The following is a 26,234-nucleotide window of genomic DNA, read 5'->3' on the forward strand; positions in this document are numbered from 1 at the left end:
GATATCAAATGATTGCAAGCTTGAGGCTTGATAACTGAATGACACAGGGATTAAGGTTCATCCTTGGCCATTGCGGTCCTCTTTTGTACCCAGGCCTGGTAATGGTGGACAGCCAAACCTGCAAAGGAAGAATGGCTGCTGCCAAGTTTAGCCGCGCGAAGGGCCTCATCCTCCATCTCCTGCTCGCTCTTGGCATAGAAGGTCAGATGCTCACCTTCATCTGTGTCACCGAGCTCCATACCGATCCAAACGGACTTGCCGAGCGCATCCGCTTGTTCCAGTTCTTCCTTGGACAATTCGTACATCTGCTTACCACTGTCCCGATAGGCCATAACCGCAATCGCGTCCGTATTCCGGATCATCCAATTGCTGAATGATTCGGAATCTGTGCGATTTGGTCCTGGTATTGAATCCAGCCAGAAGGGAACGGCGGCACTAAACGGGAGCCCTTGGCGTTTAGCCTCTTGCTTCCACACTTCCACGTTCGCGCTCCATTCTGCTACCACCTGTTCCTGTTCGTTATCCCAGCGCCGGAGGATGTACGGCTCAACATCGAATTGCACGCCCTCGAATTTCTCCTTGGGATCAGAGGCTTGATTGTACTCTTCAAGCCAGCTAAGCAGTTCCATGCCTTTTCGTCTGCCGTCCTCGTAAGCCCATTCCGGCCGGCCGTCCAAGGCGTGGACACTGATGCCCTGCTGATGTGCCGCAGCCACGAAATGCCGATACTCCTCATCTTGAACCTCATTTTGAATTTGGAGGAAGATCGTCGTTATTCCTTCACTGACGCTAAAGGAAACAATATCCTCCGTTTCACTTTGGATCAAGCTTGCATCCCACAGCCAGGTTGCCTTATTCTGATTCACCTGATGTGACGGAAGAAGAAGAAGGAGGAGGACCAGCAAAAGACAAGTGCCCGCGATCAGGGTGATCCACTTCGCTTTTGCATTCAGATGCCCCACTCTTCTCGTCCATTTCATTAGATTAAGACAGCTTCGCCCGGCTCGGACACATGCTGTACGGAATGGCCAATCTTATAAATATGAGGCTCTGCATAGGCTTTAAATGCATTCCTTGTATCGAGAATAGGTACACCGGTGGAAGCGATCGAATGATAGTCCAGATTGCTGTGGTTCGTAATCAGCACGATGCAGTCATAACGGCTGAACTTCGCGAGATCGTACTCCACACTGTAAACTGTATTGCCTTGCTTATCCTCAAAACGGTGTGCGTACGGATCATAGTATTCTACATTGGCACCATTCTCCTTGAATTGCTCGTACACTTCAAGGCCTGGCGATTCCCGCAAATCGCTGATGTCAGGCTTGTACGCCATTCCTAGCAGCAGGATGTTGGAACGCTTGATCGACTTGGCATATTCATTCAGAATCGTAGCCGTTTTGCTGATAACGTAGTAAGGCATGTTGTCATTGGTGGATTGTGCAAGCTCAATAAATTTACTATAGAAGCGGAAGCCTTTGGCCTTCCAGGACAAATACATCGGATCCAGCGGGATGCAGTGACCGCCGATACCCGGGCCCGGATAGAACGGCATGAAGCCGAAAGGCTTGGTTGCTGCCGCATTGATTACTTCCCATACATCAATGCCCATGCGATCGCACATCATGGCCATCTCGTTGACAAAGGCGATGTTCACGCTGCGAAACGTATTCTCCAGCAGCTTGGACATTTCTGCAACCTTCGGGTTGCTGACTGGTACGACCTTCTCCACATACTGCTTGTACAACGCTTCACCCAGCTTCAAGCAAGCATTCGTCGTTCCGCCAATCACCTTCGGCGTGTTGCGTGTATTAAAACGGCTGTTGGACGGATCAACCCGTTCCGGTGAGAAGCATAGATAGAAATCTTGACCTACTTTATAGCCAAGCTTCTCAATCTGATGCTGAATCAATTCTTCCGTAGTTCCTGGGTAGGTGGTGCTCTCCAACGTAATTAGCAGATTAGGCTTCATAAAGCGTTTGAGCTGATCAACTACCATTGTTATATAGGAAGTATCTGGGTCCTGGTTCTCGCTGAGCGGCGTTGGCACACAGATGCTGACCGCGTCGATGACGGCAATCATGCTGTAATCCGTAGTCGGTTTGAAACGACCGGTCTCCATGCATGCCGCAAGCTCTTCGGATGAGATGTCCGTAATATAAGATTCGCCACGATAGATACGATCGATTTTATCCGGATCTAGATCAATACCGATTACCGTAAATCCCTGTTTCACCATTTCGACAGCCAATGGCAGACCTACATAGCCCAGCCCTACGACACCCAGAACTGCTTTCTTACTCTCAATGGCACTCAATAAAGTTTCATATTCCTCATTCACAAGTATTCAACCTCCATCAGATGTATAGTCTATTCGTCTATTTCTTTTGCTCATTGGCCAAAAAACAGACCACGTTTTGTTGAACGCTCTCCTTGTGATTAAAGAACCTGTTTCAGCTCAACTAATCACGTATCCATTTATGAATCCTCATCTTAAAATATTCCTGGCGTATTTTAATGAAGGCAGCGGCGGATACGGGCATCCAGTTCCACTGGCGAGAACGGCTTGGTTACATAATCATCCACTCCGTTTTGAAAGCACTGGCTGATCGTCTGTTCGACGCGTTTCTCGGTCAGCACTACGATTTTAGGAGATTCCTTCACATCTAGCTGCTGGATATGATGGATGAAAGGTAAGCCGTCAATGCCATGCAGATTCAGTTCTGTCAAAACAAGATCCGGCTCCCATTTCGCAATCAGCTCCAATGCTTCCAAACCATCTAGCGCTTCAAGTGTTTCATAGCCTTGCATAGCCAGGCGAATCTGTAAAAACTCCCTCACCGTGGCATCTTGATCCACGATTAGAATACGGTTCTGATCCCGGTCTGCTTCCTCTTGCGTGAATATATGAATATCCGAAGAAGTGCTGAGCCTGGTCGATTCTGCCATCTGCTTCATCGTCTGCATGGACGGCGTTTCGGTAAGTTCTGCAAGCGTAATGCGAGGATCTGCTTCCCCCAAACGGCCCTGGAGGTGCTGCTTCAGAAGCAGCGCCTGATAATGGGCCGCATCCAGTGAATAGCCAGGCAGCGTAATCGCCATGACGCCGTTATTGGCGTCTTGCAGAACCTTACCGTTGTCGCCTGACAGCTGGTCCACAAAGCTCTGAACCTCCGACAGCTCGACTTCCGATCCGGATGAATCACCTGCACAGTACAGGAACAGCAATGCCGTTCCCTGGGAATGTTCTCTCACTTCCTCTTCCAGTCGGCCGTAAAAATCAACGGCCTGCACGCGTTGCAATGTAGCGGATTGAGACATAACTGTAAGTCCCACCTCTCTTTATTTTTTTAACCTTTCATCAAATTTGAACCGGGCCACGATCATCAAGCAGCCTCTTTCTTATCTTTCCAGCTCTGCCGGGTCATGGTACCCCATGAATTGTTGTTTTGCAGATATTGAATATGCCCCTGTACTCTCCACAGCACACCCAGCTGGTGATAACCCACAAACTTGAGTGCAGAGAAGAGAAGCATCTTCACCTGATCGGACAATTTGGTGTACCTCCGGAAGGCGATCTCCTCGAGGATAAGGGCTCCCACGCTGAGCATGTACCCGCTTAAAAAGTTGACGAGTCCAAATACGACCAGCACATGCCAATTTGTCATATCCAGCAATACATATCCAAGCAGAGCCAGAAGGCCCGTGATTCTGAAGTAAGGGTTTAACGCTTCAAAAATAACGTTATAGGGCATCGTTAACAGGCCCATAATTTTGTATTTCGGATTGAACACCATATCGCGGTTCTCGATCATATTCTTCAGGTTCCCTCGTCCCCAGCGTTTTCGCTGATTGGACAGGATACGGTAGCTGTCTGGCGCTTGCGTCCAGCACACCGCTTCCGGGCAGAAGGCAACACGGTATTTGATTTTATTCTCCAACATGTAGCGGTGCAGCTTGATAATGATGTTCATATCTTCACCGGGGTACCCCCCCCGATAGCCGCCTACCGCAATGACATAATCCTTCCGGAACAAACCGAAGGCACCTGAGACGATAATGAGACCGTTTAAATGACTCCAACCGATTCGCCCTCCCAGGAAGGCCTTCATATACTCAATGGATTGAAACATAGGCCACATGCGGCGCGGCAAAGATACATCCTTCACCTCTCCGTTTTCAATCACGCAGCCGTTAGCAATCCGCACATCTCCGCCGATCGCCACGGTTTCCTCGGGATTCTCCATATACATCCGAGCCATGCGGATCAGGGCATCCTTCTCCAGCAAGGAATCGGCATCGATGGAGGAGATCAACGGATATCGGGATAAGTTAATGCCCGCATTCAAAGAATCCGCCTTACCGCCGTTCTCCTTATCAATCAGATAGAGCTGGGGATATTGAGGGTTATAATAAATCCCGCGAACCTTATTGGTATTGATGTTACCGCGAATCTGAGGATTCGGCAGCAGCGTTAACCCATACTCCTCAATCAGTACCTTCAGCGTTTCATCCGAGGAGCCGTCATTGATAACGATGACCTCGTATGTCGGATAATTCAGCGTCATCAGACAGCGGACATTCTCCGCGATGGTCAGTTCTTCATTAAAAGCCGGAACCAACAGGGATACGGAGGGCACAAGCTCCGAGCCTGAAAGCGTATTGTATGTCGAGTATTTCGCTCGTCTGAAAATGTCCTTAATATTTCTGAAAGAAAACAACATAATTACAAAATAGAGCGCACTAACGATCATGACGTAATAAATCGTCACCATACCGTAGGTGAGCAGGATATCTCTAAGCAGTGTAATCTCCTCCTACTCCTGCAACGGTGCCAATTCGTTTGCTTGTTTGAAGACCGAAATAACGATCGTACACCAGTTTTCGTTTATTAAAGGCCACCATTTGCTCCACTTGCTCATGCTCGCCTTCCTTGGACATGATCTGCTCAATTCGGTATAGGGCCGTTTCCCTGGCAGGACCCTCTCCCGTCAGTGCCGCCTGACATAAGGTCTCAAAGCCTTGCTCTCCGAGCATGGCAAGACTTTCCGCGCTGTTGTTGCGCACATACCAATTCTCGTCCTTCAGGGCTGAAGCCAAGAGAGGAATGCTGCCTGCTGCATGAAGATTACCCAATGCTTTGGCAGCGGCTGCCCGAACTTCCCACTCATGGTCATTCATGAGCTGTGCAATGGTATCATCCTTCAAGGAAGGGTTCGAGCTGAGATAGAGCTTGACCGCCTCTGCCCGGACGTCCTTCTCCTCGGACCCGACCAGACGGTCGAGCGTAGGAACGACAGCCGGAATAGCTTGTCCCCACATGGCTACCAGCGAAATCTTGACCAGTCCTGGATCAGGATCGTCCAGGAGCTTGCGCATGAGACTTGCCGAATCCAGCCGGGTTTCAAGTAAAATATCGGCTGCCATATGATGAATGGCTTTATCGTACGATAGCAGCTTTGCTAACATTTCCCGAATCTGCTGTGACTGATTCCCGCTTTTGGCTATGGCCCGCGCAATGATAATGGTCATCGGGCCATACTTTGTCCGATTCATCAGTTCCTGTAGTTGGGGCACCGCCTCTTCAGCACGCATCCCCCCCAGCCGGTAGACCGCTTCGATGCGGCGGTCTTTCCGTAAGCTGGATAATGCCCGAATATCCTCCTCTATAAATCCGGCATCCCTGCATAATTGAAGTAGTTTCTCTCTGGCGTCTCCTTTGAACTGCTCGATCCACTCCATGCATTTGGCTTGGATGACCCGGCGTTCCGCCGAGGTTAGTTTACCTGGAGGAAGCTCCAGCGTAACATCGTCATGCAAATGACTCTGCACGTACATGAAATAATCATGGTGTTTCTTCGTGAAACGTTCTACGTCTCTTTGCTCCGCATTGTGCTTGATCTTCATTTGGAACAACAGGATAATGCCGGCAGCAATGAGGCCGAGGCATACATAGATGAAGACGTATGCCATTTCTAAATTTGAAAACATATCCGATGGCTCCTCCTTTTATTTAGCATCTGGTTGCCGTCCGGTATCAGGCAGACGGGTAAAGATGTCCTGCATATCGTAATAGCTCTGCTTCAAACGTTCACTGTATATCGTGTCTTCCCACAGATCCCATGTATAAGGCTCGATATCCTTGAGGTTTATAGTCGCAAGCGATCCCGCTTCTGCTTTCCCACCGCTCTCAGACCGTTCTGCGATCCATGGCGCCAGCCGGATGCCTTCCGTAGTTACCGTGCTGAATGAGCGTTTGTCTTGAAGCGGACTGTAATCCAGGACCTGCAGCGAGCTCGGATCTCCGAAGCCCAGCAGCATCCAAGGTATTCTCATCTCGATAAATCGGCCTTGATACTGCCACGCGGTAAGGGAATTGAAATCGGGAGACTCCGGATCACTGGTTCCCCTCATTAATAATCCTACCGTCTCATCAACAAATGGATGAGAAAAACGGGTATCCGGCGGATTCATCAACAAGCTGATCGCCAGCTTCCATGAGTGGAATGAACCTCCTGGCACAACAGGGTCATCCTTTGTTCCCTTGGCTTCCGCTCCCGGCAGCATCCAATACCCCTCTTTCCCGTACAAGCGGCTGTGAAAGTCATAAGAAGGTGCAATACTGACTTGAGATTCATCCTCTTGGCCCAGCTGGATCAAAGTCTCCAATGCACCGCCTGTGAGTTTTCTCCCTGCCAACTCTTTCTCAGGAATATCACCGCCAGGGATCGTATCTGCTCCGATGAAGAGCTTGGAGTGTTTAGGATCAAACTCCTTCTCCAGTTCCATGCCGATATATAAATACGCTTCATCATGAGTCAATTTCATGCTCTTGACTCCAGGCGCCGTTCCAGACCACGTCTTAACCTCACCCTCCGGAACCTTCTCCCAATCACTCAAATCCCCATCGATGGTAATCTGTTCTGCTTTCCCCGGCTGCATGGCCAGTACACCGAACATCTTCTCATTGGTCAACACATTCAACCAGAATGCCCTGCGGTCAGCAGGTATTTCATAAGGCATCGTATTCCATGTCTTCTTGAACCATTCGTCCTGCCACATGAACAGGATCGCCCCCGAATAACCTTCGTCGTAAATATCCTGGGTCAGTGACACATTGACTGAACCTTGCTCCGCTTCATCATGTCCTCCTTGGTCCTTCCCTCCAGGCCCATAGTGTGAGACACCGATGGATGAAGGTACGCCGTATTCAGTGACCATGATCGGCATATCCTGAAACTCTGCCTTAAGCTTGCGCAGATAGGCTTTATACGTGTTGTAACCCCCGTCTCCATCCGGAATGGTCTGCAGCGTTTTGTCTGTACGGAAAAAATCCGGATAGTACGGATACACATGGTATGCCGCGAAATATCCCGCATCCCAGTTCACCGGTTCTACATGCCTTGCATCAACGGACACCAAATCCTCTTCAAATAACGGTTCTCCTGGATGATCAAGCACGTCCGTTGTGACCCAATTTGTAAAGGTCATCGGATGCTCCCAGCCGTATTTCTGCTCCTCGGCTGCCGTATAGTCCAGCATGGATGCCAGCCAATTCTCAAAAGGACTTGCATCCTTTGTACCCGAGAAATGGTCCCCTTTATACTGAGGCACATCCTTATGGACGGTATTGGTGTTATCAACCATGCTTGGGTCCCATTCCGTCCCAACATGCCAAGCCATGAGATACTTGCTTGCATTGACTTTATACTTCCCGCTCGACTGTCCATGCTTGGGCTCAACGTTAATATCGCCATAGACTGCGGCAACGGCTTTGGAGATTTCCGCCTTGAACGTCTGCACGATTTCTTCATCGTACGCATCCCGGCGTTCGATTAGCTGCTCCTCCGGTGACCATATCCCCTGCATGAAATACAAGGGATCATCCCCTTTATCCCGGTTGTACTTCACCAGCGCGGAATAAAAAACCGGATTATGCACCGTATAGACCCTAATGACGTTCGCTCCCATATCATCAATCTGTTTGAACCAGCGGAGGTAATCCTCTTCCGTTGCCGGCAGCTCTCCGGGAAAATGTCCAGGCACCGTTGCTCCCAGATTTACCCCTTTGGCAAAAACCTCCTTCCACTCTTCGTCATTTTGATATACCAGGAAGGAGGTTCCCTCGGTTTTAAACTTCATTTTCACACCGTCCGCATCCGCATACGTTTTAAGTGACGGTCGTATATTTTCATAGATTATAGCGGCACCGCAGAGAAGCACTATAGTGCAGAGAACTACGAGTACCCACCATTTACGTTTGCTCATCGTCTTCGTTGCTCACCTGCCCATTCATAAGTAATGTTTGATGCTGCATCGGCGTTGACGACGATTGAGCCACACTCGTCATTCTATAGCCGATGCTTTCCCGATACCATATTTCTTCTTTACCAACTTTTCCGATAGCGATTTTAGTCATAAAGAAGTAAAACGCAACTTCTTCCATTTTTTCCCCCGTTGAAGCCAATCGCTATCTCTTCATCCCTGACATTTGACAACCTAACCACCTGATGCTAAGCATGCCGTAAAGGAGCTCTGACTCAACAAAGGCCCCAGCCTGCCAATATGTACGAATGAAAGAAGGATGGCATCATCACGATGATTTTCAGAAAATTTTCGTGAATTGTAATGTTAAACGCATAAAAATTGCTAAAGTTCCGGTCATTTTTACATCATTATCCATAGTTATGACAAAATTGATACCAAAGTCGTATAAAAAAACGGCTGAGATCCGCATTCTGAAAAGGTTTGGAAAAATTACCCTTAACCTCAAAATAAGAATAGAGTCCTGTACCGGGATTGTTTAATATTGTATCGGAACGAGAAGCAGGTTCAAGTGGTAAGTATCGCCTATTTTTATAGTTTTCTGTTTGAATCACAGTGCAATATGTTTAATAAATTTGTTTGGGATTTTTAAGATCTGCGGGGGGACAACCTAAATCGAACCCGAATCCATGAACGTCCGAGTCTGATCAGATCCCTATGATTTTGAAGAGATACCCACCGCTTCCAATATTCTGTGGAGGGTAATAATGGATTTACCGCCAAAATGTCGGATAACTTTGCCCCTTTACCGCATTATATTTTCGCAGAATCACAAAAAAACGCCCCTGTTTAGAACAGAGACGTTGTTCAGCTGCATAAGGAATCGAAAGACTAGATAATCAAGCTGCTGATGGCAAAAGCAGTGCCAATGAATACCATAGCCAGCAGGACGCCGATAGCTACATTTCCTTTTTGCAGGTGCTCGGAAATTCGAAGACCCGGTGTTGCCAGCTCGAATACCCAATAGGCAATGATTAAACAGACATACCCGACGACAAACCATATGATCATATGCCAAATCGATGAATTCGTATAAGCGGATATTCCCAGAATGATGGCTGTGCCCATAAACTTGCCGCCAAACGCAAGACCAACTGCGACATTTCCTTTCTTCAGCTCCTCCATGTCGTTAAACCGGGTCATCCAGCTGAAGATCAGCATCCCCAGCAATTGAAGTAAGATAATACATACTACACTAATAGCAATATTCACGACGACCATCAATCCGCCCACCCCCGAAATTTTGCATAGGCCAAGTCGTAATCGGCGAAATCATGCACTTCCTCCAATACAACATCAACCTTTTCCTGCTTCTCCATCGCAGCATAACGCTTCTCGTCGATCGGTTGTTTGATCCGGTTCCCTGTTGGAAGCTCGACGACCGCAAAATGCCTGGTATCTTTTTTATATGTTGTCTTATAAACTCCAACCAGCTTCACGTCCGTTTTGACGATCACCTTGAGGTTGGTCAAATCCGATTCCGCCGATTTTTGATCATTGAATGACTTAATGGTCTGCCATGAAGATAAGCGTATATCATTCCGTTGATTCGCGTCCGTGGTTAATTCCGCATCCATGAACTGAAGCGTCCATATTTTATCCCCCGTCGCATAGTTGTTATCGTTTGGCAGGAGCTCGTTGTCGGGCAGCACGGTCATATCCCCGCCAATCAAATCACCAACCGTTCCTTCAACGATCCGATAGTCCCAAGGCACACGGGCGGATGTCGAGGACACTTCATCTGATCCGGAATTAAACACTGTTGAACTGCTACCAGAGCAAGCGCTCAGCGCAAGCATAAGGGACAGGATAAGCGCCGTCAGAACAATCGATGGCCTTCTCTTTCCATTCATAGCTTCCTTCATCGTTCTATGATTATGTTTCACATGCATTTATTTCACTCCCATTGCGATAAAATGACTGGAATTTCCCGTAATCAAACCGCCTGCCCGTCCCAATAAACCGCAAGGGGTTCCATTAATGACAAACATTCCAGTCAATATGTGAAATTCACCCGCTGCCGTCTCCACACGCGCCATCTCAGCCCTATGCTGATATACCGTTGGAAACAGGACACTTGTGTCATAACCATCCTGATCCTCAATCTCAAGCTGTCCAGCCGGATCATACAGTTTGACAGAACCGCCTTCACGGCCGAACATTGATTTTGATACATATTGACCGGAGAATACCGGTTTATTGTAAGTCGGAAGCATATAGTTGTTAATCGCTTCGCGCTCAATCTCATCAAACAGTAGTCCAAGCTCAAACATTCCCCACATAGCGGCAAGCAAGCCTTTGGATTGCAGCAAAATACTGTGCGGCGAATTAAACAACTGCAGTCTTCCTGTCTCGATGGCATAGGCCAGCGCATCCCCGCCGTCATCGACAGACATCCATTCCTTCGGATACAGAGCAAACATCCGCTGAATCTCCCGGCCCTGGCCGTCCTTCAATATACCTTCATCCACCCATAAATCCAAACAATCCACTAAGCGGATATCCAGCCCGCTATGCCGGACCAATGCCTCAATCGTTCCGGAATCCTCTTTATGTTCGCCGTAAGCAATACATGCTGCCGTATCGGGACGTTCTACTCCCCAGGCTTCTGCCACGAGCGTCTTCATTTGTTCATTGGGGGAATAAATGCCAGCCTGAGCACACATCCAGGGAGTCGCTATGGAAGCTTCAACATACCCTGTAGGCGTGTCTGCGTTCAGTTCCAGCAGTTTGATGCTCCCATCGTGAGCGATCGCAAAGTCAAATCTGGCATACCGGCTGATGAGACCTTCTTCTGGCAGCGGACATTCATCCAGCATCGCCCACAAGATAGGAGGAATGCCGATCAGACTGTATATATGATGATTTCCATGAATATAACGAACCGTTTTATCCAAAACCCTCCAGAGCGATGCCGCTGCTTCCTTTAACTCACAATAGGTCTCTTTACGCAAGGTGACAATCTGGTCGATCCAATAAGCTTCCCCATCCATATCGGCCCAGGTAAAGCCAAGCCGTTCCAGTTCTGATACCCGCCCTGCCCGGTCGGGATCAGGCTGTCCTGTCACTGTAAATATGCTCTCGCAGCTCATCCACCAAAACCGCCTGATCTTGTGCTGGATTTTGGGCCTGATGAGCTAAATCCGCTGGAGTTGCCGCCAATGCCCCCCGATTTGGACGACGTAGAACGGCGAGTGATTGTACCCGAGGAAGAAGTTGAGGTTTTGGGGCGAACATTGGAGTTGACGACCGGCTTATTCTGAAATGAACCACTGGAATAAGTACGAGGTTTATACGGCTTGCCGTTGTTAGCATAATAACCGCGGTGATTGTTGTACCACCCGCTGGATGAATAGTAGGAGCCGTTGTTAAACAGCATGTGATACAGCAGCAGATCATCCCAGCCGAAGCCAGAATTGTAGCCGTGATAGTTGTTGACCACCGTAGTTCCGCCCCCGGTGCCAGCACCTGCGTTGCTTCCTTCAAGCGGTTCTTCCTGGAATTCCTCCTCGCTTGGGAACGGAATGTTCCAATCCACGTTCTTATCGAAGTACTGTTTTACTTCCTCTGTTGACCATGACACCAGCTGCGGCTCGTCAGCTGCGGGGACCGCTTCTGAAGCGAGATCCTTAGCTGCTGCACCTGAAACCAAAAAGGCATTTGCCAGCAAAGCAATACCAAGGGAGCTCGATAACACACGAATCGGTTTGCCTTCCGGTGTCAGCCATTTGGAGGCCGGCAGCTCTTTTTTCTCTTTTTCATTACTCAAAGCGATTTCTCCTTTCGGACAGATTTCATTCGTTTCGCATTGGAACGAGCAGTAGTTCCAGCTTGCCCGTATCCACATCGAGTCTGCCTTCAATCGTTTCATATTCACGGCCGCCGGCAACGATATAATTCACATGCTCCAAAGCCGCAACCATGTTGCTCGTCCAAGTCCGCTCTTCAATCTCTACCAGCTCTCCGTCTGGTTTCTTCTCATACAAAACGACTTTCATTCCGTTATCCAATGGTTTATTCCCCTTCCATTAATCTGTGAATATTGATACGTGCTGTGGTTGGATTCGTTCCATAAATCTGCTATAACCATCATGCAGGTATGTCAATCCGATCATAAGAGATACAATCCATATAATAACACCCTTACAGATTATTTACACGGTGGAATTTACTATAGGAAAAGAACATTTTTAGCTCAAATGGATGGTGAGCAGAATCCGAGTTGTTCCAACGTAAAAAAGCATGGACCCATTCAGCTAAGAAAGATCCATGCCCCTATATGGTATACATATCCCACCGATTACTTCAGCAGCTCCCTGATGTCAGTCAAATTATCGGCAAATCCAACAAATACCTTGTCATCTATAACGATGGTGGGTACCATTTGTTTTCCTGTCAGTTGCCGGACTTCTTCTGCGTAATCCGGATTTTGGGTGCAATCGTATTCCGTGTAAGGGACCTGCTGTTCCTTAAAGTAACGCTTGGCATGCTGGCAGTCGCTGCAAGTGGGTATCGTATAAATTTTCAATGATGCTGTCATATCAATCACTCCTCATCGTATTATTATTTGATTTCAACCACAAATGGAACTGTCATTACTTGACCCTCGTGTTGAAATTGTCCCCAAATTTTGTAGATGCCGCTATGCGGGAAGACTGCAGCGAATTCCGCTTTTGGACCCCTGCTTCGCTCATCGAGAGGATGCACATGGATGTACTGTTCAGCGTCTGCAGATAGAATGACAACATGGCCCACGGCACCAAGATAAGGCTCTAGATTATCTATTCCTTGTTTAGTCTTAAGGTCCCCAATATGATAGGTGAGCACGACTTCTTCGTTGGACAAGGTATTGCTCAAACTCAATGTAAATTCCTTTCCGTCCACTTGTTTGATCAGTTCGGAATCAGGCTTAAGCACCGAAGCAACACCTTCCTCACCCTTCACTTGAATCCATTCGCTAAGCGTGGCTCCCGATGTCCCCTTCGGTACAGCATCCGCGATCAATTTGTATTTACCGCCAGCTGGGAATGTTGTATTAACCGTAAACACGCCATTCTCTCTATAATCGGGATGGATATGATTGAAGGAGGATAAATCGCGATTCACAACGATCAGATGCAGCAGCTTCTCGTGATTGGTATCAAATTGCTGAACCGCATCGCCATTCTGATCTGTAATATGAATTGTTAACTCCGTCTCGGTGCCTGCCGTGATCGGCTCTTCCCACGTAAACGCAGCTTTGTAGCCATTAGAACCCGACTCATGTCCATGCCCGCTTCCGTGTTCACTGTGGTCACTCTCTTCTTGGCTTGCACTCTTGCCGCCATGGCCGCCTGTATCCTGCACCTCGGTGGCGTTAAAACAAGCTGTCAACAATCCAAATGAAAGAACACTGGTTAAAGTGAGCATAGTTGCCTTCTTATTCGCCATTTGATGATCACTCCATTCATTTTAGAAATACATTATAACTTGCAGCATCCTTATATTTAGTATACCCCCCTATCCTATAATTAAACTTTTATTATGTTCTACATTCAAAAAAAACACCATGCTGTCTGCATGGTGTTTGCTGCCCTTTTCTCAGGATCACCTAAATGAATGGTTATATTCCCCATGGTTTAAGCCGCAGCACCGAACATGGTTCATATTCCAATGATTTCATATACCTTCTTCAGGTCCAGATGCTGCCGAACTATATCGGCCACGCGGTCAAATTCAGCAAATTTACGTTCCTCTGCTTGAAACGTTTCCGAAATGGGGAGAAGTCCTTTCTTCATTCGAAGACCGTTCAGCCAGGCTCTCCGAAACGCATCATTATCAAATAAACCGTGCAAATAGCTTCCCCATATGCGGCCATCCGAAGTGCCAAGCCCTTCTAGATGCGTTTGAATATCATCGTTTGACTGTGATAATTCCAATTCTTCTGCTTCAATCGAAAAAAGCGGGCGATATCTGGAGTCATCCTTCAAGGTACTCCATTCCGTAACGCCCATATGGATTTCATAAGCATGAATCGGGAGAGTGTCGTTGGTATCTTGCAAACTCAGTTCAAATGGTACATTCTTACATAGTCGCCCACTAACCCGAACAGTTCTTTTATGTGCTAGAAAGGAAGTCCGAATCGGCAGCAGTCCTAGCCCTTTCGCTTCCCGGCCTGTTCCTTCTACTGCATGGAAATCTGATAACCGTTCGCCCAGCATCTGATATCCTCCGCAGATGCCCACCAGTTGGATATCCCGCTGCTGAACCTGTTTGATGATCGCATCAGCCAGTCCCCGCTCCTGAAGAAATTCAAGATCACTGATCGTATCCTTGGTACCAGGTAATATAATGACATCCGGTGAGCCAAGCTCATCCACGGACTGAACAAAACGAACGACCACATCCGGCTCCCAGCGAAGCGCGTCCATATCTGTAAAATTAGAAATGCGCGGATACCTCACCACGACAATATCAAGCTCACGTGCTTCCTGTTTTCGATATTGAAGCTCATCCAGCACAACGGAATCTTCTGCCTCAATCCTTAGATCCTGAATATAAGGGAGAACACCCAGTACGGGAATGCCCGTCCGCTCTTCAAGCCAATCCAATCCAGGCTGAAGCAGTGCCAGATCCCCGCGGAACTTGTTAATGATAAACCCTTTGATTCGTGCGGTTTCATGAGGCTCTAGCAGTTCAAGTGTGCCTACAATCGAGGCGAATACGCCTCCGCGGTCAATATCCGCGACCAGGATGACTGGCGAATCTGCCCATCCCGCCAAATTCATATTGACGATATCCCGATCCTTTAGATTAATCTCGGCGGGGCTTCCGGCCCCCTCCATGACAACGATATCATAACAAGCTCGGAGTCGACCCAGCGCATCCAGCACGATGTCTTTTGCCTTAGGCAGGAAATGATTCCTGTAATCCATTGCACTCATTTGCATTTCAGGCACGCCATGAATCACAATCTGCGAATGCATGTCTTTCACAGGCTTGATCAGAATGGGATTCATATCCGTATTAGCAGCAATGCCGCAGGCCTCGGCCTGCACGCCCTGAGCTCTTCCAATTTCTTTGCCATCCAAGGTTACGTAAGAATTAAGCGCCATATTTTGTGATTTATAAGGAGCCGTCCGATAACCGTCCTGTCGAAAAATACGACAAAGAGCTGTGGTTACGATGCTTTTGCCAACATCTGAAGCCGTCCCTTGCAGCATTAGAACTGCTCCTTGCGCCTGTTGTACATTATTCGTTGTATTCGGTGGTATGTATTGCGGTTCGATCATCTGTTTCACCCTTCTTCCAGTCCTAAGCCACTTTTCTCTCATTATATCAAACCTATGGAATTGTAGAATTAAATAAAAAAACCTCGATTGATCGGTTCAAAACTATCATTCGTATTCATTAAAGGGATAAATTCATAGAAATCGGGGATATATTCATCTAAAAATATACTTTTTTATCTAAAATTGTTTTATCTTGTATATGTATCTAGAATTAGTTGGGGGAGGAACTTATTGTATGTTAATGCAATTCTCCATTCATAGCAATATCTATATTCATGTAAAATGGTTCTCAGATAATCTTGATCGGGTTCCTCTTCCATTCTCACGTATCATAACACTGACGTTCCTGTTTTGGTTAGCGTTTACAGTCCTAGTCCTATGGTTCACAAGTGTTATACATGCTCCCTTGGGAAGACAGAAGAATGTCCTACATATTCATCGGTGGCTGGACAGAATAAAGCCCCATACCGAGCTAATCATGCGGACCGGGCTCGCCCTCGGATTATCTATGCAGCTCCTGAGCGGATCATATCTTGCACCTGAATTCAATATCAACTCCATGTGGATTATTCTCGGTCTTGTTGGTGCTGTCGTCTTTCTATTCAATAAAAGAACGCTGCCTGTAAGCGGTGCCATCCTATTCTTGCTTTATGTCCAAGCCACCTTAACTTACGGCCTCTTTCATGCGATTGATTATTTGTTATATCTCGGCATCGTGTATTATCTGTTTGTATCTGGCACTCCTCTCAGAAGAACAGCGGTTGCCGTTATGTACATATGTACGGGTGTATCCCTTGCCTGGCTCGCCATGGAAAAGCTGACCATCCCTGAGCTTGCTTGTACTGTAATGGGAGAATACGGTCTTCCTACCTTCGGATTTAGTCTCGAAAACTTTGTCCTGATCAGCGCGTTTATAGAGCTGGGACTGGCATGGGCCTTTATTGTTGGTATTATGAATCGATTCACTGCTTTGCTGGTATCCGGTGTCTTTATTATGACAAGCCTTGTATTCGGTCACATCGAGATCATTGGCCACACCATTATTCACACGGTACTGATCATGTTTCTGTTCGAGGGTGTCGGAAATTTACGAACTCCCCTTCAATTTCATCGCTCGCCTCTGCTCCGTGGATTATTTGTAAGCGTTAACTTCTGCTTGTTCATGTTCGGCTTGATGTCCCTGTACATTTGGATGGGCAAAACTTTTTAGTACTTTCTTGGTCGGATAACCGACCCAAATTGCTGTGTTGTTATCCGGTAGCTAACTAGTGACAACTAGACACAGAAACAGCTGCCTCCATCGGAAAACCACCTGACAGAAAACAACACACAAAAAAAGCACCGCAGCCCCAAGCATAAAGCCTGAAAGACCGCAGTGCTTTCTATAGAATAACCGATGAGTTCTTTGCTGAAACCTTATGCAGGATAAATATCGAAATCTGTCAGAGTTTTACCCGTTCTGGCTGACTCAAACACCGCTTCGATCAAGTTCAGTACACGCAGTACTTCCTCATTCTTTACAATCGGTTCTGCTTGCCCTTCGATGACAGCCGCAAAATTGTCGAAGAAGCTGCTGGATTGACGGTATGGTTCCGGCAAAGCACCCGTAATGGTAGCCTCTTCGGAAGGAGGGGCCATTGTTTTGGTCAAACCTACCCCGGCTTGGATAGGTTTTGGTTCCACCTTCACAGCATCCTGATTGCGGGTTACAATTCTGCCGTTTAACGACCAGTCTTCAATAACTCCAGTTCCTTCGGTTCCTTTCACGTACCAGCGTGGCAGCGTAATGAAATTCGTCGTTCCCACTTCAAGCAGCACGGATACACCGTTCTCGAACTGGATAACCGATTCAAAGCCGTCATCTACTTCATCGCCCAGAATGAAGCTCAAACGGCTGCTCAGGCTGGTCATTCGGCTGTCCACCATGTGCAGGATCTGATCCAGCAGATGCACGCCCCAGTCCAGCAGCATGCCGCCGCCATGCGCTTCCAGATGGCGCCAGTCACCAGGTATGCCGTTCGCCCCGTGCACTCTGGATTCAATGCGGAACAGATCGCCAATCGTCTTCTCGTTATACATTTGTTTAATGGTAAGGAAATCCTCATCCCAGCGGCGGTTTTGGTGAACCATCAGTACCCGGCCAGCAGCATCGGCCGCAGCCACCATTTCCTTGAAGTCACTAACATTCAATGTTACCGGCTTCTCACAGATAACATGCTTGCCAGCTTTAAAAGCCTCAAGCGCCAGATCCTTGTGCACATCGTTAGGTGTTGCAATGAGCACCACATCCACTGCATCATCATTCAGAACCTGCTCATAACTTTCGTAGGCTGGATAGCCTTCCTGCTGAGATACCTTCCGACGTTCTTCCAAAATATCATAGGTTCCCGAAACCTCGAGAAATTCATTATCCTTGATCAGCTTGGCATGGTAACTGCCCATTCCGCCATAGCCTACAATCACGATTGCCTTTTTAGTTTTTTCGGTCGTCATAGATTTCATATCTCCTTTTCGCTTCTCAGAAGTAAACGCATACACCTTTATTATAATATATAATACGAAAGAACGGTTCTCTTTTACGATATTGTATTCCTACTAATATCTTGTAGCTGTGAGTTTTTTCTCAACTTCGAATGTAGGATTTAGCATGATAAGCCCTTTTATCCCCCAAAGAAACATCTATCCACTCCATATTGGTTGAAGGCAAACCTCTGTACCTACCGTTATCTTACGATATTAGAGAGACTAATTATTACAAAATTGATACCACTCTATTGCACCGATCCGTTATCACTTTCGTTTTCGCAGAAATGTGTAACCGGTTACGGACTGGGTCATTTATTATATTTATTTATCTCTTTTTCAACTATGCAGCTTTGCAAGTAAGGATCATCATTGAAGATTATGTAATTTCAAACCATATCTTACGGTATTCTTACAAAATCCGGGACTGAATTTAACATCCGGTCCTTATACTCAGTAGCTGTAAGGCCAAGCCGGAAAGCGAGGTAATCACGATGATGGATAATGAACTCTCACTCCCATCTCCGGGGCATTCCCTGACAGCGCATGCCAGCCAAACCGGAGATTCAGCAGCAGCGATGCGCATCGCAGCGAAGAAAACCAGAAACAGGGAAATCATGCTCGCCTACGCATGTCTAGCACCTTCGCTGCTCATTTTCGGTCTGTTTCTATTCTATCCACTGCTCAAATCGGTCTATCTCAGCTTGTTCCTCACCGATCCCCAAGGCCGGGTCGCAGAATTTGTAGGTCTCGATAATTTCAAGGAAATACTAGCTTCTGAGATGTTCTATACAAGCTTTGGTAATACGCTGCTGTTCATTCTGCTCACCGTTCCGACTGGCATGGCAGCTGCAATTCTACTCGCTGGCCTGACACACAACAAACTGAAAGGCATGAAAATTTTCCGTTTCATATTTTCTCTACCAATGGCCGTGTCCGTCGGTACTGGCTCAATGATCTGGATGATTCTATACCATCCAACCTTAGGCATACTGAATTATTTCCTGTCACTGCTTGGATCTCAGCCGATCCAATGGCTGACCGATCCGAAATGGGCCATGCTCTCTGTCGCGCTCATGACGGTCTGGATGAATCTTGGATTCAACTACATTCTGATGCTGAGCGGTATGCAGGGGGTGTCTGAGGATATCTACGACAGCACCAAGATTGACGGTTCCGGACCATTAAGAACTTTTTTTCGGATTACGATGCCGCTGATCTCTCCTACATTATTCTTCACGTCGGTTGTATCTGTTATTGGAGCTTTCCAGGCATTTGGTCAGATCAACATCCTTACCAAGGGTGGTCCGGTGAACAGTACCAACGTCATGGTATTCAACATCTATCAGGATGCGTTCGTCAATTTCCGCTTTGGCATCGGCAGCGCGCAGGCACTGATCCTGTTTGCCATCATTCTGCTGCTGACACTCTTTCAATTTAAATTCGTGGAGAAGAAGGTGCATTACCAATGAACATGCGTCTCATGCCCAAAAGCTTCATCTACACCGCGCTGCTTCTCTGTTCACTGGCCGTTCTTTTTCCACTTCTCTATACCTTGTCGACATCATTGATGAGCGAAGCTGAATCAGCCGTATACCCGCCGCCCCTGCTGCCCGAAGCCATTAATCTATCCAATTTCGCCAAGGTGATTGATACGATCCCTGTCCTTACCTTTATCGGAAACAGCCTGATTGTCTCCATTGCCATTATGCTTGGACAGATCGTAACCGCGAGTTTGGCGGCGTATGCCTTCGCCTTCCTGCGGTTTCCGGGGAAAACGCTGCTGTTCAGCCTCTTTCTCGCTACGATGATGATTCCGTGGGAAGTGATCATGATTCCCAACTATCTGACGGTTAAAAGCTTGAATTGGCTTGATACCTACCAAGGACTTATCGTTCCATTCCTGGCAACGGCCTTCGGAACTTTCCTGCTTAGACAGACCTTCCTGCAGCTGCCGAAGGAGCTGTTTGAGGCGGCCCGCGTAGACGGCTGCGGACATGTCCGCACGTTTCTGAGCATGGTACTGCCGTTATCCATTCCCGGAATCGCCACGCTGGGCGTGTACTCGTTCCTGAACAATTGGAACATGTATCTGTGGCCGCTCCTGACAACCAACCGCATTGAAATGCGAACCGTTCAGATCGGGATTGGTATGCTGCAGTTCGAAGAGATGAACTCATGGAATCTGATACTCTCCGGCGTTCTCCTCCTGCTGCTGCCTTCCCTGCTGCTGCTTGCGCTCGGGCTGAAACCCCTTGTCCGCGGCATTACAGCAGGTGCTTTGAAGGGCTAATGCCTATTAAACCGGATAATACATGATCAGCCTTGCGGGCCGGTTATCGGAAGAAACGGGTTTCCGCAATTTCTGATAGATCAAACCATACTTTATTTTCAAAAAGGGAGAGATTAACCGATCATGAAACGTTTTGGTAAAAGGTCCTTCGCGCTGCTTCTGCTTTCCTGCTTCATGCTGATCAGTGCCGCTTGCAGCAACACGCCAGCCGCTGGAGAATCAGCCGTTGCCGCTGGCAGCGAGCCAGCCAAAGATCCTGTTAAGGTCGTATGGTGGCATTCCATGAGTGGAGAGCTCGGGACCGTCGCGGACAAGCTAATCTCCGATTTTAATGCGACCCACCAGGATATTCAGGTTGAAGGCGTATTTCAAGGAACGTATGATGAGAGCTTGAACAAGCTGAAGGCCTCTTTGGGAGCCAAGAGTGGTCCGACCATGATTCAGGTATACGAGATCGGCAGCCGCTTCATGATGGATACCAAAGCGATCCGTCCGGTACAAGACTTCATGGATGCTGAAGCATACGATATTTCCTCCTTGGAACCCAACATCAAAAATTATTATACCTTTGACGGCAAGCTGCATTCGATGCCTTTTAACTCCTCCAACCCGATCCTATACTACAACAAAAATGCCTTTAAAGCGGCGGGACTGGATCCGGAAAACCCTCCAAAAACCTACGAAGAGGTAGCAGAAGCTGCTAAAGCGCTGACGAAAGGCGACCAAACCGGCGCATCCTTCGCAATTTATGGCTGGTTCATGGAGCAATTCCTCGCCAACCAAGGTGCGGAGCTCTTGAACAACGGCAACGGCCGCACTTCCCCGGCAACCGCTTCGCAAGTCAACAATGATGCTGCCGTGAAGACGTTAGAATGGTGGAAAAAGATGCTGGATGATAAGGTGCTGCTGAACCTCGGACGTAAAACAGACGATACCAAAAAAGCTTTTGCGGCGGGTCAAGTCGCCATGACGCTGGACTCCACGGCTTCGCTTCGCGGAATCGTTAGCGCAGCGGAAGGCAAGTTCGAGGTCGGCACAGCTTTCCTGCCCAAACCGGCTGACGGCGGTGAAGGCGGCGTGATCATCGGTGGTGCAAGCCTGTGGCTGATGAACAACAAATCGGAAGAAGAGCAGCAGGCCGCTTGGGAATTCATGAAGTATTTAGCCGAGCCGCAAACACAAGCCTACTGGCATGTTAACACAGGTTACTTCCCGGTAACGACCAAAGCTTACGACGAGCCTCTCGTTAAAGAAAATCTGGAGAAATATCCGCAATTCCAGACGGCCGTGGATCAACTGCATCAAACGAAGGCCAACCTGGCAACACAGGGCGCTGTCATGGGCGTCTTCCCTGAGGCCCGCCAGCTGACGGAAACGGCCATTGAGGAAGTGCTAAACGGTCAAAAAACACCGCAAGAAGCACTGGACAAAGCCGCTCAAGAGATCAGCTCCAAGATCGAGACCTATAATAAAACGGTAAAATAAATGTCGGGGCATGCCGCGTATGCATGCGATGAAACCTAATTCGAATTGCACGTCATTAACACCCTTCATGCTGTCTCATGGGGCTCTCTGCAGTCATTCCATGAATCATGCATAAAGGGTGTTTTCTCGCTTAACCCAAAACCTTCCATATTTGATCAGCTTGTATAGGGCTTTGCCCAAGTCACTCAGCCCGGCTCCGGAATACACTGTTACAAAGTGGAGGTGAGCAAAGTAATGATAAATCTTCCGTCCACCGTATCGATCATCCCGGTGCCCTTCGACCGGGGAGCTACCCGCCGCGGCGCCGGACAGGGACCGGACGCCATATTCGGAGCCGGTCTGAAACGCAAGCTTAACGCGCTCGGTGTAACCTACCAGGTCGATGATTTTGCTGCGCTCCCCGAGCGCAAGGATGAAGCGCACCATCCCCGATTAAAACATTTGACAGAAGTCGTGACGATGAACGAGCAGCTGGCAGCGCGCGTATCCGCCCTGGCGAAAGCGGGCACCTTCCCTCTTGTGCTCGGCGGCGACCATAGCATAGCAATCGGCACGCTCGCCGGACTTACCCGGCATTACCGCAACTTAGGCGTCATCTGGATCGATGCCCATTCCGATCTCAATACGCCGGATACTACCCCGACCGGCAATATCCATGGCATGTCCCTGGCTGTCAGCTTGGGAAAAGGCGATCGGCGGCTAACCTCGATCGGTGGCGTTAAATCAACCATTAAGCCGGAGCATGTCGTGCTCATCGGCGCGCGCTCACTTGATCAGGGCGAGCGAGACTTCATCCGCTGGGAAGGCATCGCCTGCTTCACGATGCAGGATATCGACCGCATGGGCATGTTCCGGGTCATGGAGGAAGCCATCCGCATTTCGTCAACGGGAACGGATGGCGTTCATCTTTCCTTTGATATTGATAGTGTCGATCCGAAGATCGCACCGGGAACAGGAACGCCGGTTCAAGGGGGGCTCAGCTACCGGGAAGCGCACCTGGCCATGGAGATGCTGTCGGAATCCGGTATTCTGACGTCAGCCGAATTCGTGGAGAACAACCCGCTGCTGGACCGCGGGCAGAAGACGTCCCGGTTGCTTGTCGGTTTAATCGCCTCCATGCTGGGCGAAAGCATCTTATGACATTTTTATGACATGGCATCATGCTTGATTATGAGAAGCCTCTTGCGCAGGGCATGCTGTATTTTCCGCGTTGCGGTTTCTTTAGACTCCCAAGGAGGTTACGCCATGGACCCTTCCAACCCTCATATCGAGAAATCCGAAAGGTACGGCGCGAGAAACTACCACCCTCTTCCCATCGTCATCGCTTCAGCTGAAGGCATTCATGTGACGGATTCGGACGGCAAACGGTATATCGATATGTTAAGCGCCTACTCGGCACTTAACGCAGGTCATTGTCATCCCCGCATCATCCGGGCCTTAAAGGAACAGGCGGATCGGGTGACCCTGACCTCGCGCGCATTTCATCATGATCAACTAGGCGATTTTTACGAGAAGCTGTCCGCTTTAACCGGCAAAGGGATGATTCTTCCCATGAATACGGGAGCCGAGGCGGTTGAAACGGCGCTTAAGGCAGCGCGTCGCTATGCTTACCGGAAGAAAGGTATTCCGGCAGATCAAGCTGAAATCATCGTCTGCGAGGGCAATTTCCACGGCCGTACGATCACGGTTACCTCCTTCTCCTCATCCCGCGAATATCGCGAGGACTTCGGTCCGTTTACGCCGGGATTCAAAGTCATTCCCTATGGCGACCTTGAGGCGCTGGAGCAGGCGATTTCGCCGAATACGGCCGCTTTTCTCGTGGAGCCGATCCAAGGCGAATCCGGCATCGTCATTCCGCCTGACGGATACCTAAGCGGGGCACTGAAGCTGTGCAGGCAGCACAGCGTCCTCGTGCTAGCGGACGAAATCCAGACCGGCTTCGGCAGGACGGGCAAACGCTTTGCCTGCGACTGGGAGGACGTCGAGCCGGACATGTACATTCTTGGAAAAGCGCTGGGCGGCGGCGTCTTTCCCGTCTCCGCCGTGGCGGCGGACGCGGATATTCTGGATGTATTCGAGCCGGGTTCCCACGGCTCCACCTTCGGCGGAAATCCGCTCGGCTGCGCGGTGGCCATCGCCTCCATGGACGTGTTCATTGAGGAAGGGCTGGGGGTTCGCTCCCTGGAGCTCGGCAAATATTTTCTTCGGCTGCTTCGATCCATCCCGCATCCCGATATCCAGGAGGTGCGCGGCAGAGGTCTGTTCATCGGCATGGAGCTGAAGGTCCCGGCCAGATCCTATTGCGAGAAACTGAAAGATCTCGGCCTGCTCTGCAAAGAAACCCATGAAGCCATTATCCGCTTCGCCCCTCCGCTCATCATCACCAAAGCAGAACTGGACCAGGCGGCGGCGATCGTAAGGCAGGCGTTTGCGTGATAACTCGATACCGGCTTGCACTTGCGCAAAAAACAGTTTGTTCACCCCCTGGCTCCAAGGCATGGGGTGCGGCAAACTGTTTTTTGCGGTTTCTTTCCGCTCCTAGCCAGGCAGAAGCTGAAGCGTTGACTGAAATATCTTATAGCGGTGCCATGCCGCATTTCCTGTATAATGGGTTGTATAATATTGGATTTACGATTCTGACAAGTAACGTATCGTTATTCCCTTCTCGGCTCATTTCAGCGTATGACGGGTAATGATTCCCAGCCATGTTTTATCAGGGTTGATGATAACTTAACAAGGAGGTTCACTCATGAGAATAGCCATCTGCGGGGGCACTGGCTTCATTGGTCAAGCATTGTGCAAGCGCTGGCTGCGCGACGGACATGACATGATCATCGTCACCAGGTCCAAGCCGGAGATCCCCGCTGTGCAGCAGAACGGGTCGTTATCCTACTTAACCTGGGATGAGATGAAATCCCATCCGGAGCGGTTCGAGCGCTTGGACGCACTCGTTAACCTTGCCGGCTCCTCCCTGAGCCAGCGCTGGACGCAAGCAGGCAAGAAGAGAATTCTTCAGTCCCGGCAACGAACCGTGTCTGCCGTAGCGGACCTGATGCAGCGCCTGGATCACAAACCTCCGGTCATTCTTCAAGCATCGGCAATGGCCATATATGGTACATCCGAGCATGAAGAGTTTGATGAGGACAGTCCGGCCACGATCATGGATTTCCCGTCCGAGGTTGTGCAGCAATGGGAGCAGGCAGCCGATTGCATCCCGGTCGACCGGTTAATCAAGCTGCGCATCAGCGTTGTCTTTGGCGATCAGGGCGGGGCACTTCCCAAAATGCTGCTGCCCTATAAATTAGGCGTTGGCGGCAAGATCAGCTCTGGCAAGCAGTGGCTCTCCTGGATACATATCGACGACATGGTGAGTTTGATTGATTATTGTATTCGGCATGAAGACATTTCCGGAATCGTGAATGCAGCTTCCCCGAATGCGGTCACAAACAACGAGTTCGGCAGGAGCATCGCCAAGGTCTATGGACGTCCGCACTGGCTCCCTCTGCCTGCTTTTATGCTCCAAGCGATCCTGGGCGAAATGTCGCTCATTCTGTTGAAAGGTCAACGTATCCTTCCTGCTAAAGCGCTACGTCACGGCTTCGTATTTCAATATCCTGAAGTGGGAGCCGCTCTGCAACAGATTAAAGAGAGTTGAAATTTCTGCAATGAGCATAAAAAACAATCGCTCTCCTGATCTCTGGAGAACGATTGTTTTTTTGATGAACTTTATTTGACTGGAGATAGTTCACTCTCCGTCACCCATTTGTGGTTCTTGACTTCTTCGCCTGTCGTCGATGTATAATCCACCATATAGACCGTCGTTTGCTCGGCAGAGTCAATTACGGCTGTAGCCCCCTTCATCCCTTCCATGTGATCTGCATTGACAACGGCTTTATCACCAGGTTGCAAAGGTTCCTTGCCCGCATCCTTCAGCTCTTCGTGAATGACCCATTTATGATCTTTCACTTCAGGTCCTCCATTGGTTGGTGTATAGGATATGGAGTATACCGTCGTATCGTACGCTCCCACAATCGTTGCTGTAGCTCCCTTCATTCCGGGCATATGGTCAGATTCAATAATCGCTTGGGTGCCGATCGCATAGGTTGGATTCTCAGCCGTCTTCAATCCTTCCGGAACCTCGCCTGATCCATTATGGTCCATGCTCACATGATCCATGCCATCCATGCTGCCGGTATTCTCTGTGCTTTCCGATTGATTAGCATTATCCGCCGGTATTGCATCTTTCGTATTCCCGCAGGCACCCAGTACGAGGATGAGGCATGCTAGTGCTACCAGAGTGAGCGGCTTCCATCTTTTTTTTGTTGACATATATAAAC

The 26,234-nt window shown here is 48.8% G+C and carries 24 protein-coding genes; 7 read left to right on the plus strand and 17 right to left on the minus strand.

All coding sequences use genetic code 11. From position 1 onward, the window contains the following. Positions 1-50: 50 nt before the first annotated feature. From ABEQ74_RS19760 to ABEQ74_RS19830, 15 genes are all read right to left on the minus strand, one after another. Positions 51-980: a hypothetical protein gene (locus ABEQ74_RS19760; RefSeq protein WP_430123852.1), complete on the minus strand. Its 930-nt coding sequence runs from the start codon at positions 978-980 to the stop codon at positions 51-53. Next, positions 980-2,341: a nucleotide sugar dehydrogenase gene (locus tag ABEQ74_RS19765; RefSeq protein WP_430123853.1), complete on the minus strand. Its 1,362-nt coding sequence runs from the start codon at positions 2,339-2,341 to the stop codon at positions 980-982. Before ABEQ74_RS19765 ends, ABEQ74_RS19760 begins: the two co-directional genes overlap by 1 nt. 173 nt (positions 2,342-2,514) lie before the next feature. After that, positions 2,515-3,321, minus strand: coding sequence for a response regulator transcription factor (locus ABEQ74_RS19770; protein WP_430123854.1), 807 nt, complete (start codon positions 3,319-3,321; stop codon positions 2,515-2,517). Positions 3,322-3,386: 65 nt separating this feature from the next. After that, positions 3,387-4,754 carry a glycosyltransferase family 2 protein gene (locus ABEQ74_RS19775; RefSeq protein ID WP_430123855.1) on the minus strand — a complete coding sequence of 456 codons (1,368 nt, stop codon included), beginning with the start codon at positions 4,752-4,754 and terminating at the stop codon, positions 3,387-3,389. A 43-nt stretch (positions 4,755-4,797) separates the two neighbouring features. Then, positions 4,798-5,991: a HEAT repeat domain-containing protein gene (locus ABEQ74_RS19780; RefSeq protein WP_430123856.1), complete on the minus strand. Its 1,194-nt coding sequence runs from the start codon at positions 5,989-5,991 to the stop codon at positions 4,798-4,800. A gap of 18 nt (positions 5,992-6,009) precedes the next feature. Beyond that, positions 6,010-8,268, minus strand: coding sequence for a hypothetical protein (locus ABEQ74_RS19785; protein WP_430123857.1), 2,259 nt, complete (start codon positions 8,266-8,268; stop codon positions 6,010-6,012). Beyond that, positions 8,255-8,467: a hypothetical protein gene (locus tag ABEQ74_RS19790; protein ID WP_430123858.1), complete on the minus strand. Its 213-nt coding sequence runs from the start codon at positions 8,465-8,467 to the stop codon at positions 8,255-8,257. The genes ABEQ74_RS19785 and ABEQ74_RS19790 overlap by 14 nt, the downstream gene beginning before the upstream one ends. A 689-nt stretch (positions 8,468-9,156) precedes the next feature. Beyond that, a complete protein-coding gene (locus tag ABEQ74_RS19795) occupies positions 9,157-9,549 on the minus strand; it encodes a DUF350 domain-containing protein (protein ID WP_430123859.1) in 393 nt (130 codons plus the stop codon). Beyond that, positions 9,546-10,217 (minus strand): signal peptide protein, encoded by a 672-nt coding sequence (locus tag ABEQ74_RS19800; RefSeq protein WP_430123860.1) that lies wholly within the window; start codon positions 10,215-10,217, stop codon positions 9,546-9,548. The genes ABEQ74_RS19795 and ABEQ74_RS19800 overlap by 4 nt, the downstream gene beginning before the upstream one ends. After that, on the minus strand, positions 10,218-11,417 hold the full coding sequence (locus ABEQ74_RS19805) for a glutathionylspermidine synthase family protein (RefSeq protein WP_430123861.1): 1,200 nt from the start codon (positions 11,415-11,417) through the stop codon (positions 10,218-10,220). It lies immediately after the preceding gene. Beyond that, positions 11,414-12,094 carry a hypothetical protein gene (locus tag ABEQ74_RS19810; RefSeq protein WP_430123862.1) on the minus strand — a complete coding sequence of 227 codons (681 nt, stop codon included), beginning with the start codon at positions 12,092-12,094 and terminating at the stop codon, positions 11,414-11,416. The genes ABEQ74_RS19805 and ABEQ74_RS19810 overlap by 4 nt, the downstream gene beginning before the upstream one ends. A gap of 25 nt (positions 12,095-12,119) precedes the next feature. Continuing rightward, complete coding sequence (locus ABEQ74_RS19815) at positions 12,120-12,335, minus strand: hypothetical protein (RefSeq protein WP_430123863.1); 216 nt, start codon at positions 12,333-12,335, stop codon at positions 12,120-12,122. 290 nt (positions 12,336-12,625) lie between these two features. After that, positions 12,626-12,865, minus strand: coding sequence for a glutaredoxin family protein (locus tag ABEQ74_RS19820; protein ID WP_430123864.1), 240 nt, complete (start codon positions 12,863-12,865; stop codon positions 12,626-12,628). 23 nt (positions 12,866-12,888) lie between these two features. Continuing rightward, positions 12,889-13,755 carry a hypothetical protein gene (locus ABEQ74_RS19825; RefSeq protein ID WP_430123866.1) on the minus strand — a complete coding sequence of 289 codons (867 nt, stop codon included), beginning with the start codon at positions 13,753-13,755 and terminating at the stop codon, positions 12,889-12,891. Between the two features lie 212 nt (positions 13,756-13,967). Further along, positions 13,968-15,596 (minus strand): cobyric acid synthase, encoded by a 1,629-nt coding sequence (locus ABEQ74_RS19830; protein WP_430123867.1) that lies wholly within the window; start codon positions 15,594-15,596, stop codon positions 13,968-13,970. Positions 15,597-15,831: 235 nt separating this feature from the next. Here ABEQ74_RS19830 and ABEQ74_RS19835 point away from each other — a divergent pair, with 235 nt between their 5' ends. Further along, a complete protein-coding gene (locus ABEQ74_RS19835; protein WP_430123868.1) occupies positions 15,832-16,806 on the plus strand; it encodes a hypothetical protein in 975 nt (324 codons plus the stop codon). Between the two features lie 206 nt (positions 16,807-17,012). On the opposite strand, the gene ABEQ74_RS19840 is transcribed toward ABEQ74_RS19835, so the two are convergent. Continuing rightward, complete coding sequence (locus ABEQ74_RS19840) at positions 17,013-18,089, minus strand: Gfo/Idh/MocA family protein (RefSeq protein WP_430123869.1); 1,077 nt, start codon at positions 18,087-18,089, stop codon at positions 17,013-17,015. A 527-nt stretch (positions 18,090-18,616) separates the two neighbouring features. Between ABEQ74_RS19840 and ABEQ74_RS19845 the strand changes: the two genes are divergently transcribed. The 6 genes from ABEQ74_RS19845 to ABEQ74_RS19870 all read left to right on the plus strand — a co-directional run bounded on the left by ABEQ74_RS19845 (position 18,617) and on the right by ABEQ74_RS19870 (position 25,552). Further along, positions 18,617-19,591: a carbohydrate ABC transporter permease gene (locus ABEQ74_RS19845; RefSeq protein ID WP_430124242.1), complete on the plus strand. Its 975-nt coding sequence runs from the start codon at positions 18,617-18,619 to the stop codon at positions 19,589-19,591. Continuing rightward, complete coding sequence (locus ABEQ74_RS19850; protein ID WP_430123870.1) at positions 19,588-20,412, plus strand: carbohydrate ABC transporter permease; 825 nt, start codon at positions 19,588-19,590, stop codon at positions 20,410-20,412. The genes ABEQ74_RS19845 and ABEQ74_RS19850 overlap by 4 nt, the downstream gene beginning before the upstream one ends. Before the next feature lie 123 nt (positions 20,413-20,535). Beyond that, entirely contained in the window at positions 20,536-21,897 is a 1,362-nt protein-coding gene (locus ABEQ74_RS19855; protein ID WP_430123872.1) for an extracellular solute-binding protein, read from the plus strand. Between the two features lie 234 nt (positions 21,898-22,131). Then, positions 22,132-23,037 carry an arginase gene (gene rocF, locus ABEQ74_RS19860; RefSeq protein WP_430123873.1) on the plus strand — a complete coding sequence of 302 codons (906 nt, stop codon included), beginning with the start codon at positions 22,132-22,134 and terminating at the stop codon, positions 23,035-23,037. 105 nt (positions 23,038-23,142) lie between these two features. After that, positions 23,143-24,333: an ornithine--oxo-acid transaminase gene (locus ABEQ74_RS19865; RefSeq protein WP_430124243.1), complete on the plus strand. Its 1,191-nt coding sequence runs from the start codon at positions 23,143-23,145 to the stop codon at positions 24,331-24,333. Positions 24,334-24,646: 313 nt separating this feature from the next. Next, entirely contained in the window at positions 24,647-25,552 is a 906-nt protein-coding gene (locus ABEQ74_RS19870) for a TIGR01777 family oxidoreductase (protein ID WP_430123874.1), read from the plus strand. Positions 25,553-25,623: 71 nt separating this feature from the next. On the opposite strand, the gene ABEQ74_RS19875 is transcribed toward ABEQ74_RS19870, so the two are convergent. Continuing rightward, a complete protein-coding gene (locus ABEQ74_RS19875) occupies positions 25,624-26,226 on the minus strand; it encodes a YdhK family protein (RefSeq protein ID WP_430123875.1) in 603 nt (200 codons plus the stop codon). Positions 26,227-26,234 lie beyond the last annotated feature (8 nt).

Origin of the sequence: Paenibacillus solani (assembly GCF_050475945.1) — a bacterium.
Lineage (GTDB): Bacteria > Bacillota > Bacilli > Paenibacillales > Paenibacillaceae > Paenibacillus_AQ > Paenibacillus_AQ solani_A.

Bases quoted from the DNA above. Each gene is read 5' to 3' on its own strand.
- ABEQ74_RS19760 (WP_430123852.1), bottom strand. From the start codon at position 980: ATGAAATGGACGAGAAGAGTGGGGCATCTGAATGCAAAAGCGAAGTGG.
- ABEQ74_RS19770 (WP_430123854.1), bottom strand. From the start codon at position 3,321: ATGTCTCAATCCGCTACATTGCAACGCGTGCAGGCCGTTGATTTTTAC.
- ABEQ74_RS19775 (WP_430123855.1), bottom strand. From the start codon at position 4,754: ATGATCGTTAGTGCGCTCTATTTTGTAATTATGTTGTTTTCTTTCAGA.
- ABEQ74_RS19780 (WP_430123856.1), bottom strand. From the start codon at position 5,991: ATGTTTTCAAATTTAGAAATGGCATACGTCTTCATCTATGTATGCCTC.
- ABEQ74_RS19785 (WP_430123857.1), bottom strand. From the start codon at position 8,268: ATGAGCAAACGTAAATGGTGGGTACTCGTAGTTCTCTGCACTATAGTG.
- ABEQ74_RS19800 (WP_430123860.1), bottom strand. From the start codon at position 10,217: ATGCATGTGAAACATAATCATAGAACGATGAAGGAAGCTATGAATGGA.
- ABEQ74_RS19805 (WP_430123861.1), bottom strand. From the start codon at position 11,417: ATGAGCTGCGAGAGCATATTTACAGTGACAGGACAGCCTGATCCCGAC.
- ABEQ74_RS19820 (WP_430123864.1), bottom strand. From the start codon at position 12,865: ATGACAGCATCATTGAAAATTTATACGATACCCACTTGCAGCGACTGC.
- ABEQ74_RS19825 (WP_430123866.1), bottom strand. From the start codon at position 13,755: ATGGCGAATAAGAAGGCAACTATGCTCACTTTAACCAGTGTTCTTTCA.
- ABEQ74_RS19830 (WP_430123867.1), bottom strand. From the start codon at position 15,596: ATGATCGAACCGCAATACATACCACCGAATACAACGAATAATGTACAA.
- ABEQ74_RS19835 (WP_430123868.1), top strand. From the start codon at position 15,832: ATGTTAATGCAATTCTCCATTCATAGCAATATCTATATTCATGTAAAA.
- ABEQ74_RS19840 (WP_430123869.1), bottom strand. From the start codon at position 18,089: ATGACGACCGAAAAAACTAAAAAGGCAATCGTGATTGTAGGCTATGGC.
- ABEQ74_RS19845 (WP_430124242.1), top strand. From the start codon at position 18,617: ATGGATAATGAACTCTCACTCCCATCTCCGGGGCATTCCCTGACAGCG.
- ABEQ74_RS19850 (WP_430123870.1), top strand. From the start codon at position 19,588: ATGAACATGCGTCTCATGCCCAAAAGCTTCATCTACACCGCGCTGCTT.
- ABEQ74_RS19855 (WP_430123872.1), top strand. From the start codon at position 20,536: ATGAAACGTTTTGGTAAAAGGTCCTTCGCGCTGCTTCTGCTTTCCTGC.
- rocF (WP_430123873.1), top strand. From the start codon at position 22,132: ATGATAAATCTTCCGTCCACCGTATCGATCATCCCGGTGCCCTTCGAC.
- ABEQ74_RS19865 (WP_430124243.1), top strand. From the start codon at position 23,143: ATGGACCCTTCCAACCCTCATATCGAGAAATCCGAAAGGTACGGCGCG.
- ABEQ74_RS19870 (WP_430123874.1), top strand. From the start codon at position 24,647: ATGAGAATAGCCATCTGCGGGGGCACTGGCTTCATTGGTCAAGCATTG.
- ABEQ74_RS19875 (WP_430123875.1), bottom strand. From the start codon at position 26,226: ATGTCAACAAAAAAAAGATGGAAGCCGCTCACTCTGGTAGCACTAGCA.